This is a genomic window from Sphaerisporangium sp. NPDC049002, from assembly GCF_040649355.1.
Taxonomy (GTDB): Bacteria; Actinomycetota; Actinomycetes; order Streptosporangiales; family Streptosporangiaceae; genus Sphaerisporangium.
This window is the reverse complement of the sequence record NZ_JBEZFH010000236.1, coordinates 1-10,972: the sequence shown is the minus strand read 5'-3', so window position 1 is coordinate 10,972 and position 10,972 is coordinate 1. Positions and strand designations below refer to the sequence as shown.

At 69.4% G+C, this 10,972-nt stretch carries 10 protein-coding genes; all 10 read right to left on the bottom strand.

Features of this window, described 5'->3' with window-relative positions; genetic code table 11:
• Positions 1-253: 253 nt before the first annotated feature.
• The 10 genes from AB0B89_RS31225 to AB0B89_RS31180 all read right to left on the bottom strand — a co-directional run bounded on the left by AB0B89_RS31225 (position 254) and on the right by AB0B89_RS31180 (position 10,829).
• Complete coding sequence (locus AB0B89_RS31225; RefSeq protein WP_358559960.1) at positions 254-1,558, bottom strand: DUF1996 domain-containing protein; 1,305 nt, start codon at positions 1,556-1,558, stop codon at positions 254-256.
• 67 nt (positions 1,559-1,625) lie between these two features.
• Entirely contained in the window at positions 1,626-3,374 is a 1,749-nt protein-coding gene (locus AB0B89_RS31220) for a discoidin domain-containing protein (RefSeq protein WP_358559958.1), read from the bottom strand.
• A gap of 498 nt (positions 3,375-3,872) precedes the next feature.
• Positions 3,873-4,226, bottom strand: coding sequence for a YciI family protein (locus AB0B89_RS31215; RefSeq protein WP_358559963.1), 354 nt, complete (start codon positions 4,224-4,226; stop codon positions 3,873-3,875).
• Positions 4,227-4,342: 116 nt separating this feature from the next.
• On the bottom strand, positions 4,343-4,615 hold the full coding sequence (locus tag AB0B89_RS31210) for a hypothetical protein (RefSeq protein WP_358559962.1): 273 nt from the start codon (positions 4,613-4,615) through the stop codon (positions 4,343-4,345).
• 244 nt (positions 4,616-4,859) lie between these two features.
• On the bottom strand, positions 4,860-5,384 hold the full coding sequence (locus AB0B89_RS31205) for a hypothetical protein (RefSeq protein WP_358559956.1): 525 nt from the start codon (positions 5,382-5,384) through the stop codon (positions 4,860-4,862).
• A 194-nt stretch (positions 5,385-5,578) separates the two neighbouring features.
• Positions 5,579-6,574: a LacI family DNA-binding transcriptional regulator gene (locus AB0B89_RS31200; RefSeq protein WP_358559954.1), complete on the bottom strand. Its 996-nt coding sequence runs from the start codon at positions 6,572-6,574 to the stop codon at positions 5,579-5,581.
• A gap of 25 nt (positions 6,575-6,599) precedes the next feature.
• Positions 6,600-7,589 carry a LacI family DNA-binding transcriptional regulator gene (locus AB0B89_RS31195; RefSeq protein WP_358559952.1) on the bottom strand — a complete coding sequence of 330 codons (990 nt, stop codon included), beginning with the start codon at positions 7,587-7,589 and terminating at the stop codon, positions 6,600-6,602.
• Entirely contained in the window at positions 7,586-9,022 is a 1,437-nt protein-coding gene (locus AB0B89_RS31190) for a GH1 family beta-glucosidase (protein ID WP_358559950.1), read from the bottom strand. Before AB0B89_RS31190 ends, AB0B89_RS31195 begins: the two co-directional genes overlap by 4 nt.
• A 2-nt stretch (positions 9,023-9,024) precedes the next feature.
• On the bottom strand, positions 9,025-9,858 hold the full coding sequence (locus tag AB0B89_RS31185; RefSeq protein WP_358559949.1) for a carbohydrate ABC transporter permease: 834 nt from the start codon (positions 9,856-9,858) through the stop codon (positions 9,025-9,027).
• Positions 9,855-10,829 carry a sugar ABC transporter permease gene (locus AB0B89_RS31180; protein ID WP_358559947.1) on the bottom strand — a complete coding sequence of 325 codons (975 nt, stop codon included), beginning with the start codon at positions 10,827-10,829 and terminating at the stop codon, positions 9,855-9,857. The genes AB0B89_RS31185 and AB0B89_RS31180 overlap by 4 nt, the downstream gene beginning before the upstream one ends.
• Positions 10,830-10,972 lie beyond the last annotated feature (143 nt).

Below are 10,972 nucleotides of genomic sequence, written 5' to 3'. Positions count from 1 at the left end.
TCGGGGTGCCAGGGTCTTGCTGGTGAAGGGCACCTGGGCGCTCGGCGCCGCCGAGGGGCGCGGCGCCGGTGCGGTGGCGGCGCACCCCGTGGTGAGCGACGCGGCGAGCACCACGACGGCCGTGACCGGCCCCGCGAAGAAGGCGGATGCTCTCATGCCGGGTCCTCTCTGGTGGTGGTGCCCCAGGGGCGAGGCGGCGGATTCGGCGTGGCCGCACTCCCCGCCCCTGGGAGACTCTGCGGGAACCTGCGGGTTACGGGTGCCCGTCGGCTCCGCACTTGATGATCGGACGGATGCAGTCGTTCACGCGGCGCGCCATCTCGGCCTCGGGCCAGGCGTTGAAGAAGTCGCCGTGCATGGTGAACCCCGCCCCCGACGCGAGCCGGAAGTGCGAGGGGTCACCGGTGACCGGGTACCGCAGCACCTGGCGCAGCTTCGGCACCGGAACCGGGTGGGTGGCGGGGCAGGTGCCGTTGACCGGGTAGGCCATGTGGCTCTTGTGGTCCGCCGAGTCCAGGTCCCTGCCGTTCCAGCACTGCGGGAAGTCGAGGTACGACTCCAGCATGGTGCCGGCCGGGCAGTTGACGAAGTCCTTGCCGGGAGGAACCTCTCCCGCGTGCAGGCACGACCAGCGGGAGATGGTGGTGGCGTCCGGGGCGGTCGCCTTGGCGTTGCCCGCCACGATCCGCAGGCCCAGGGGCAGGGGCTGCGTCCGCGCGATGACGTCGTTGTTCACGCCCTCGCCCAGGTAGTAGAACGTGGTGATGACCGGCTCCACGGGGACGTTGTCCTTGTAGAGGGTCGGCACCCAGTACGCCGACTTGTCGACGGCCGGGTTGCAGTTGCTGTTGGCGTTCTGCAGGCTGCCGAGCGTGCTGCTCGCGTTGGTCGTCGTGCTGCCGAAGAAGCTGTGCATGTGGGAGGCGCCGGGCAGGCCCGGGAAGATGATCGGGTCGTCGGGGAGCCGGTGGCTGAACGGGCAGTCCGCCAGGAACTCCGCGACGCGCACGACGTTGCCGGGGGGCGGCGAGGGCGGCGGGGCTCCGCCGGTGCCGATCACCTGGAACTCCCACAGCGAGACGCCCCACTGGGTGGCGCGCTTGGTGGTCTGCACCCTGACATAGCGGCCGGTGCCCGCGACGGCGAGCGTCTGGTTGCCGCCAGTGGAGCCGGTCACGGTCTTGATCGTCGTCCATGCGCTGCCGTTGGCGGACGTCTGGATCGTGTAGTCGGTGGCGTACGCGTTCTCCCAGTTCAGCACGACCTGGCTGACCGTGGCGGACGCGCCCAGGTCGACCTGGAGCCACTGGGGGTCGCTGGCGGCGCTCGACCAGCGGGTGCCGCCGTTGCCGTCGACGGCGGCCGAGGCGGGGGTGCCGGCGTTCTCGGTGGAGGAGGCGGTGGCCGTCCTGCCCTGTGAGATCAGGGCGTCCGCCGCGCTGGCGGGTGAGGCGGCGGTCACGATGGACCCGCCGAGCAGCGCCACGAGGGCGCCGATCAGCACGGCCGTACGTGAGCGCCCCCGGCGGATACGGGGTGGGGGGATGTCCCGTTCCATGGTGGAGTCTCCTTTGTTAGAAGGATTCCGGTACGGCCCGTGGGGGGCCGTACCGGAACCGGTGCGCCTACTGGTAGACGCGGACGTAGTCGACGAGCATCCGCTTCGGGAACCCGGTGGTGGCGTCCGGCGGACCGGGCCAGTCACCGCCCACCGCGAGGTTGAGGATCAGGTAGAACGCGTGGTCGTAGACCCACGGGCCACGCGTGGCCTCGACCTGGGCCTTGTCCAGGGTGAAGACCGTGCGGCCGTCCAGGGTGTAGACGATGCCCTTGCTGTCCCAGTTGGCGGCCCAGACGTGGAAGTCGTCGGAGTAGTCCGCCCCGCCGGGCAGGGTGTACGGCGAGCCGATGCCACCGCCGCCGTTGTAGGCGGGGGCGTGGATCGTCGAGTAGGCGGTCTTCGTGTCCTTGCCGAGGATCTCCATGATGTCGACCTCGCCGTTGTACGGCCAGGGCCGCCCGGTGAGGAAGTCGGCGCCCATCATCCAGAACGCCGGCCACAGGCCGTTGCCCTTGGGCACCTTGATCCGGGCCTCGACGCGGCCGTAGGTGAAGTTGAACTTGTTGCCGGTGTTGATGCGCCCGGAGGTGTACTGGCAGGGGCCGCCGGGGCAGGCGGTTCCCGCCGTGGTCTCCTTGCGGGCCTCGATCACGAGGTTGCCGGCTCCGTCGGTGGAGGCGTTGTTGTTGTTGGTGTAGTACTGCAGCTCGCCGTTCTGGCCGGTGCCGTAGTCGGCGACCCACTTGGCCGGGTCGGGCTTGGTGCCGGCGGCGCTGTTGAACTCGTCGCTCCACACCAGTTGCGGGGGGTTGCGGGGGTCGGGCGGGAGCGGCGGCGGGGTGATGGGGGCGCCGCCGGTGCCCCAGACCTGGAACTCCCACAGCGAGTACCCGTAGGCCGAGGAGCGCTGGGTGCCGTACATCCGCACGTAGCGGCCGGTGCCGTTCACGGTCAGGGTCTGCTTGAAGCCCGTTCCGGTGGTCGTGGAGTAGATCGAGGTCCAGTTGGTGGCGTCCGGTGAGACCTGGATCTGGAAGGCCTTGGCGTAGGCCGGGTCCCACTGGAGGATGACCTTGTGGATCTGGGCCGTCGCGCCGAGGTCGACGTAGATCCAGCCCGGGTCCACCCAGCCAGTGGTGGAACTGGTGGCCCAGCGGCTGGCCGGGTCACGGTCGAACGCCCTCGCGGGAGTGCACTCGTAGCAGTTGCCGTCGCTCTGCGAGCTGGAGGCGAAGCCGGGCTTGTTGTACGAGAGCAGCTTGTCGCCACCCGGGTCGCCGGTGGGGGTGATGGTCGGCGTCGGGGACGGCGAGGTGCCGCCAACGGTGCCGTAGACCTGGAACTCCCACAGCGAGTAGCCGTACTGGGTGGAGCGCTGGGTGCCGTACAGGCGTACGTACCGGCCGGAACCGGTGACCGCGAGGGTCTGGTTGCCGCCGGTGCCGGTCGTGGTGGAGTAGATGGTGGTCCAGGTGGCGGCGTCGGCCGAGGTCTGGATCTGGAACGCCTTGCCGTAGGCGGTCTCCCAGTTCAGCACCACCTGGCTGACGGTGGCGGTGGCGCCGAGATCGACCTGGATCCACTGCGGGTCTGCGAACCCGCTGGACCAGCGGGTCCCGGCGTTGCCGTCGACGGCCGCGGTGGCCGGGAAGGCGATGTTCTCCGCGGACGAGGCCGTCACCGGCTTTCCCTGGGAAAGCAAGGTGTCGGCGGCCATGGCGGGCACGATCGTCAGACAGGACGTGATCAGGGCGACCGCCAGGGCGACGAGCAGGCCCAGGCGGTTGCGAGCAGTTCTTGGGGACGGCGGCATCGCGTCTCCTGAAGATGGGGGGGTAGTACCACAGGGGCTCGGGGAGCGCTCTCTCAACGAGAGAGTGCTCTCCTCCGACAATGCCTGTCAAGGGCCTAATTAACCGCCCGGAAACGTGATGCACATGGTCCAGCAATCCGGAGTGCGTCTCAGGGAGCGCTCCCTGAAGATCGGCTTGAAACGAAACAATGCCCCTTGAACTGCGGGAACGCGCGGCGCCTCCAGGGAGCGGTTTCTCGCCTTCGCTTGATCGTTCCGCGCGCGATCCTGTAAAAGATCTTGATTACGGCAACACGGAAGACGTCCCGCAGCGGTCCCGGATGAGGGAGCGCGTTCTTCATGATCTTCCTGTGTGCGCGGAGGGAGCCTGTCCTGTAAGCGAGGCCGTGATGGCGCGCCCGCGCGTGGCGAGGGCCGGGACACGGGTCCCGGCCCTCGGCGCCCGGCCCGCCGGCTCCCGGCGAGGGCCCTGGTGACGCTGGAGACGATCGAGGCGAGTTAGGCGTCCGCGCCGCCGCCGCCCATGAGCGGCCGTACCTCGATGCCGGTGTACCGGGCGTCCGGGATCAGTGCGGCGAGCTCGACGGCGCGTTCCCTGCTCTCGCAGTCGACCAGGTAGTAACCGCAGAAGAACTCCTTGGCCTCGGCGTAGGGCCCGTCGGTCGCCTGGGTGACCCCGCCGCGCACCCGCACGGTGGCGCTGGTCGCGGGGTCGGCCAGCGCCTCGGTGCCGACCATCTCGCCGGACTCGGTGATCGCCTTGATGAGCGCGTCGTGTCCGGCGAACACCTCGTCACGCTGCGTCTCGGACAGTGAGTCCCAGGTCTCCGTGTTCATGTAGATCATCAGCATGTACTTCACGGCTCGTGCTCCTCAGGTCGGGACGCCCGCTGCGGGCGCCTCACACACCTGGGTCGGAGCCGGGGACGCGTCCTCTACATCCGACGGGAAGAAAATTCAGGGGGTGGTCACGCGCCGTCTTCGGCGGTCAGGGTTTCGCAGGCGCGGAGTTCCCAGTGACTGATCGCCGGATCGGTGAGAGCCGCGATGACCGTGGCCTGGATCTCGGCGCTGCTGGTGTCGTCGGCGGTGTCGACCCGGATGACGATGTCGCCATTGCCCTGTCTGAGGTCTTTATGCCATTTTTCGGGCAGGAGTGCCAATATGCGTATTCCGTCGATCGGGGAATTGGCCGATGACCGCGATGCGGTGGTGCGGTGCATCGTCAACTCGACCAGCATCGTCACCCGTCCCATTCAGTCCCAGGTGGTGCCCGGGGTCCGCTTTCCCTGGCCACCTAAGCCGATGGTACCGGAGACGGGGGCCGGGACGATCGCGAAGGACAGATCGGCGTGGACGGTCGAGTTCGTCATTTCACTTTCTCTTTCCCGAGGCTGTGCATTTGTTCTCGGACAAACAACTCGGCGGGATTTCACGGCCCGCCAACCAGGTAAACCGGCGGCGAGTCGCGCGGCCGAAAGCGGGCTAGGCGAACAGCCTGCCGAGCCAGCCCTGCCAGGCCCGCTCGGACTCCTCGGGGTCGGCGTCGTCGGTGAAGCTGTGGTGGCCGATCACCACCGAGTCGCGCGTCCCGGAGATGAACCTGTACAGCCCGTCACCGGTGCGCACCCCGAGGAAGCCGGGGGCCACGAAGTCGGCGACGCCCTCGATCGGCTCCATGCCCTCGGGGGTGAGCATGATCCGGTCGCCCTGCACGATCTCACGGTGGATGCCGAGCCCGCGCCGCAGGATCCGCCAGACCGGCTCGCCGCCCCCCTCCGGACGGCTGAAGACCACGAGCGCGAAGTTGTCGGGGAAGTGGGTGAGGTACTGGTCCAGCGTGTGGAGGTACATGTCCCAGCCTCGGTGCAACGCGTCCATCTCAGCCTCCCAGCCGTCGCCGAGGACGCCGGCCTGCGCCAGGAGCGGCCTCGTGCCGCCCCGCTCGCGTCCTTCGATCTGAAACTCCGGTGTGCCGCCGCCGGTCTCGTTCACCGTCGCTTCGGCCATGACCCAACGGTCTCACCGAACAATTTTTTTGTCAAGACTATTGGAGTTGTCGGGACGGAGGGCGACCGCCATCGGCGCCGGTCGCGGGAGGGAGGTGGGGGCGCGCGTACGGCCCTGAGAGCCCCGTGAACGCGCGAACGCCGCCTGCCCTGCCCGTTTATGCGGGCCTTATGGCAGGCGGCGTCGTGCCGCGTCTACGCGGACTCGCGGACGATCAGCTCGGTGGGGAGGACCACGGGGTCGGCGGGACCGCCTTCGAGGAGGCGGAGCAGCAGCAGCACCATGGCCGCCGCCTGCTCGCGGAACGGCTGGCGGACCGTCGTCAGCGGGGGCTCGGTGTACGACGCGGCCTCGATGTCGTCGAACCCGACCACGGCCACGTCCTCGGGCACCCGGCGGCCCGCGTGGCGCAGCGCCTGGAGCGCCCCGATCGCCATCAGGTCGTTGGCGACGAAGACGGCGTCGAGCCCGGGGTCGTCCTCCAGGAGCTGCCTCATGGCGATCGCCCCCGACTCGCGGGTGAAGTCGCCTATCGCGACGATGGAGCGCCGGTCGGAGCCCTGAAGGACCGATCGGTACCCGGCGAGCCGGTCCTGGCCTCCGATCATGTCGGGTGGCCCCGCGATCGTGGCGATCCGCCGCCGTCCCCGGTCGAGCAGGTGGCGTACGGCCGCCTCTGCTCCGCCCACGTTGTCGTTGTCGACGTAGGGCAGGTTGACGTTGACGGCCGGCCTGCCGTACGAGACCACCGGGACCCGCATGCGCATGATCGCGGCGGGGAGCGGGTCGGCGCCGTGCATCGAGATCAGCATGACGCCGTCGACGTGCCCGCCCGTGAGATAGCGCTCCACGCGCGCGTGGCTGGTCGGGGTGCCGGCGAGCATCAGGATGACCTGCTTGTCGGCGGCCTCCAGCTCCGCGCTCGCGGAGCGGATGACCGTGGAGAACATCGGGTCGTCGGAGAAGACCCTCGTCGGCGGTTCGGAGACCACCAGGGCGATCGAGTCGGTCCGCTGGGTGACCAGGCTCCGCGCCGCGAGGTTCGGCACGTAGCCCATCTCGTCCACCGCCCGCATCACCGCGTCACGGAGCTCCGCGGTGACGGTCTGCCCTCCGTTGACCACCCGGGAGACCGTGGCACGGGACACTCCCGCCCGTGCCGCCACGGCCTCGAGAGTCGGTCGTCTCATACCAGTGACCTCCACGATGAAGTGATTACGCCGACTCCCTGATCACCAGTTCGTTGGGCATGATGACCGGGTCGCCGGACCCGCCTTCGAACAGGCCGAGCAGCAACCTCGCCGTGGCCAGCGCCTGGTCCCCCATGGGGCTGCGCACGGTGGTCAGCGGCGGCACGGTGTACGACGCGGCCTCGATGTCGTCGAAGCCCACGACCGCCACGTCGTCGGGCACCCGCCGCCCCGCCTCGCGCAGGGCGCGCAGGGCGCCGATGGCCATCAGGTCGTTGGCCGCGAACACGGCGTCCAGTGCCGGATCGTCGTCGAGCAACTGCCGCATGCCCTCGGCGCCGGAGATCCGGGTGAAGTCGCCGATGGCGACGATCGACCGGCGACCGGTGTCCCGAAGGGTCTCACGGTAACCCGTGAGACGGTCCTGCGAGGCCACCATGTCGAGCGGGCCGGTGATCGTGGCGATGCGCCGCCGCCCCAGGTCGAGCAGGTGCTTGACGGCGACGGTCGCGCCGCCCAGGTTGTCGTTGTCGACGTAGGGCACCCCGGCGGCGGACTTGCCGTGCGACACCATGGGGACGCCCATCCGCGCCAGGGAACCCGGGAGGGGGTCGGCGCCGTGCATCGACACGAGCATGACCCCCGCCACGTGCCCGGCGGCCACGAACTGCTCCACCCGGAGCTGGCTCTCGGGCGACCCGGCGAGCATGAGCGTGACCTGCTTGCCCGCCGCCTCCAGCTCGCGGCTCACCGTGCGGACGACCGCGGAGAACATCGGGTCGTCGGACACGAGCCCCTTGGGAGGGTCGGAGACGATCACCGCGACCGCGCTGGTGCGCTGGGTCGCGAGGCTCCTGGCCGCGCCGTTCGGCACGTACCCAAGCTCCCGTACGGCCCGTATGACCAGGTCACGGATCTCCGGAGTCACCGTGGCCTCGCCGTTCACCACCCGGGAGACGCTCGACTTCGACACCCCCGCCCGGGCGGCGACCGCCTCCAAGGTGGGTCGTCTCATACCAGCCCATTCTCCCTGATGACCCCGCGGTACCACTCCGCGCTGTCCTTGAGGAGCCGCCGCTGGGTGGCGAAGTCGATGTGGACGATGCCGAACCTGCGGTGGTAGCCCTCGGCCCACTCGAAGTTGTCCAGCAGCGACCACACGAGGTAGCCGCGCAGGTCGGCCCCGCCCTCGATGGCGGCGTGCACGGCCCGCAGGTGCGCGTCGATGTAGGCGGTGCGGTCGGCGTCGTGGACCCGCTCCCCCGCGTCCGTCCTGGTCACCACGTCGTCGAAGGCGGCGCCGTTCTCGGTGACCATCAGGCCGACCTCGGGATAGTCGTGCGACAGGCGCAGCAGCAGGCGCGACAGTCCCGTGGGGACGATCGGCCACTCCATGGCGGTCTTCGGGACGTCGAGGGCGGGGAACAGGATGTCCTCGGTACCGGGCCACGCGGGGTTGGAGGGCTCTCCCGGGCTCGCCTGCACGATGCAGGGGTTGTAGTAGTTGATGCCGATGACGTCGGTCCGCTGGTTGATGTCGCCGAGGTCGTCGTCGTGGATGTGGTCGAGACCGGCGATCCGCTCGACGATCTCCAGCACCTCGGCCGGGTAGCTCCCGCGCAGCACGGGGTCGAGGATCTGCCGGTTGAGCAGGCAGTCGACGCGGTTCACGGCCTCGGCGTCGGCCTCCGACAGCTCGGCGGCGGGGTCGTTGCCCTGGGCCGGGGTCAGCACGGGCGAGGAGTTGATGACCAGCATGATCTCCTCCGCCCCCGCCGTGCGGAGCGCCTGGGTGGCGAGGCCGTGCCCGAGCAGGAAGTGGTGCGAGGCGATCAGCGCGGAGGCGGGGTCCTTGCGTCCCGGCGCGTGCACGCCGGAGCCGTACCCGAGGAAGGCCTGCACCCAGGGTTCGTTCAGCGTGGCCCAGTTGCGCACCCGGTCTCCCAGGCGGGCGTGGACGGCGGCGGCGTAGTCGGCGAGCCGGTACGCGGTGTCCCTGTTGGTCCAGCCGCCGCGGTCCTCCAGCGTCTGGGGCAGGTCCCAGTGGTAGAGGGTGACGTACGGCGTGATGCCGGCGCCGGCCAGCTCGTCGACGAGCCGGTCGTAGAAGTCGAGGCCCCGGGGGTTGATCGGCCCCGTCCCGTCCGGCTGGACGCGCGGCCAGGCGACGGAGAACCGGTAGGCGCCGAGGCCGAGGTCGCTCATCAGCCGTACGTCGTCGGCGTAGCGGTAGTAGTGGTCGCAGGCCACGTCGCCGGTGTGCCCGAAGGCGACCTTGCCTGGCGTGCGGGAGAAGGTGTCCCAGACCGAGGGGCCGCGGCCATCCTCCCTGGCCGCCCCCTCGATCTGGTAGGACGCCGTGGCGGCGCCCCAGATGAAGCCTTCGGGGAAGACCGCCCGTCCCTCCGTCAGATATGAAGGCAGGGTCCCCCGAGTGGTGACGGTCATGGTCATCCCTTCACAGCTCCTTGCATGATTCCTCCGATGACCTGCTTTCCGAGCAGGGCGAACACGATGACCAGCGGCAGCGTGCCGAGTGCCGTTCCGGTCAGGCTGAGCGCGTAGTCGCTGACGTACCCGGCGGCGAGCGTCGACAGCGCGACCTGCACGGTGGGGTTCTCCGGGGTCAGCACGACCAGCGGCCAGAAGTAGTCGTTCCACGCGGACATGAAGGTCAGCATGCCGAGCACGGCCGCCGCGGGGCGCGCGGCGGGGAGCACCACGTGCCAGAACAGGCCCCAGGTGGTGCAGCCGTCGACCCGGCCGGCCTCCAGCAGCTCGGTCGGCAGCGCCCGCGACAGGTACTGCGTCATGAAGAACACGCCGAAGGCGTTGGTGAGCGCGGGGACGATCAGCGCGTACATGGAGCCGGTCCACTCCAGCTTCACCATGAGCAGGTACAGCGGGATGATGCCGAGCTGGGTCGGCACCATCATGGTCGCCACGGTGACCACCAGCAGGATCTTGCCGCCGCGGAAGCGCAGCTTGGCGAAGGCGAACCCGGCCAGGGTGGAGAAGAACATCACCGAGATCGCGATGGCGCCCGAGACCAGGACGGAGTTCAGCAGCGCGAGCGCGAAGGGCACGGTGTCGAAGACCCGTTCCACGTTGGCGAGGAGGTTGCCGCCCGGGAACAGCGGGGGCGGCACGTCGGCCAGCGCCGAGTTGTCGCGCGAGGCGACGACCACGCTGTAGTACAGCGGGAGGGCCGAGAAGAACGCCACCGCCAGCAGGGTGAGGTAGGTGAGCGTGCGGGCCGAGCTCGCACCGAGGCGCCGGTTCACGTCAGGCTTCCTCTCGTCCGGCGGGTGAGCAGGTAGTTCACACCCGCGATGACGACGATGAAGAGGAACATCATCCAGGAGACGGCAGAGGCGTAGCCGAAGTCCAGCTTGGTGAAGTTCTCGTAGATGAACAGCGACAGCGTCTGGTACTGGCGGTCGGGACCGCCGGTGATGCTGTAGGTGCCGAACAGCAGCGGCTCGGCGAGCACCTGCATGGCGCCGATCGTGGAGGTGATGACCACGAACACGATCGTGGGCCGGATCATCGGGACCGTGATCTTGCGGAGCTGGGTGAAGCCGCTCGCCCCGTCGATGGTGGCGGCCTCGTACAGCTCGCGCGGCACGGCCTGCATGGCCGCCAGGAAGATCAGCGTGTTGTAGCCCGTCCACCGCCACATGATCATGATCGAGATCGCGGTGTGGGAGGTGGCGGTCCCGGCGTTCCAGTCGATGGCGCCGCCGCCGAACCAGGACAGAACCCAGTTGATCAGGCCGTAGTCCCGGCCGAAGAGCTGACTGAAGATGACGACGACCGCGACCACGCTGGTCACGTTCGGCAGCAGCAGCGTGACCCTGAACAGGGTCTGGGCCCGTAGCGGGCGGTTCAGCAGGTGCGCCAGCCAGATGGCCAGCAGCAGTTGGGGCATCGTCGACAGCACGCCGATGGACAGCGTGTTGAACGTGGCGTTCCAGAAGTAGTCGTCGCCGAGCAGGGTGGCGAAGTTGTCGAGCCCGACGAACTTGTGCACGTCGGACAGCAACGTCCAGTCGTGCAGGCTCACCCAGGCGGTGTACGCGAGGGGGAACAGCCCGAACGCGCAGAAGAGCAGGAAGAACGGGGCGACGTAGGCGTACGGCGAGGCCTTGACGTCCATCCGGTGCGCCAGGTGGCGCCGGTGCGTCCCGGGTCCGGGCCGCACCGGGGGATGAGGCGGGATCGCCGCCAGGTTGTCGGGGGCACGGGTGGCCATGGCAGCTCCTTTCGGCAAGCCATCGGATCGGGCAGGGCGGGCCGTCGGGGCATGGGACTGGGCGTTCAGCCGGGCCGTCCAGTCGGCTCGCGCCCCGTGGCCGACGGGCGTCGCGCAGGTGCTGAACCTCGGCTTCAGCACGG

What these genes read in the sequence shown, in the direction of transcription:
- AB0B89_RS31195 (WP_358559952.1), bottom strand. Translation starts at nt 7,589, where the DNA reads ATGAGACGACCCACCTTGGAGGCGGTCGCCGCCCGGGCGGGGGTGTCG.
- AB0B89_RS31190 (WP_358559950.1), bottom strand. Translation starts at nt 9,022, where the DNA reads ATGACCGTCACCACTCGGGGGACCCTGCCTTCATATCTGACGGAGGGA.
- AB0B89_RS31200 (WP_358559954.1), bottom strand. Translation starts at nt 6,574, where the DNA reads ATGAGACGACCGACTCTCGAGGCCGTGGCGGCACGGGCGGGAGTGTCC.
- AB0B89_RS31205 (WP_358559956.1), bottom strand. Translation starts at nt 5,384, where the DNA reads ATGGCCGAAGCGACGGTGAACGAGACCGGCGGCGGCACACCGGAGTTT.
- AB0B89_RS31220 (WP_358559958.1), bottom strand. Translation starts at nt 3,374, where the DNA reads ATGCCGCCGTCCCCAAGAACTGCTCGCAACCGCCTGGGCCTGCTCGTC.
- AB0B89_RS31180 (WP_358559947.1), bottom strand. Translation starts at nt 10,829, where the DNA reads ATGGCCACCCGTGCCCCCGACAACCTGGCGGCGATCCCGCCTCATCCC.
- AB0B89_RS31225 (WP_358559960.1), bottom strand. Translation starts at nt 1,558, where the DNA reads ATGGAACGGGACATCCCCCCACCCCGTATCCGCCGGGGGCGCTCACGT.
- AB0B89_RS31210 (WP_358559962.1), bottom strand. Translation starts at nt 4,615, where the DNA reads ATGCTGGTCGAGTTGACGATGCACCGCACCACCGCATCGCGGTCATCG.
- AB0B89_RS31215 (WP_358559963.1), bottom strand. Translation starts at nt 4,226, where the DNA reads ATGCTGATGATCTACATGAACACGGAGACCTGGGACTCACTGTCCGAG.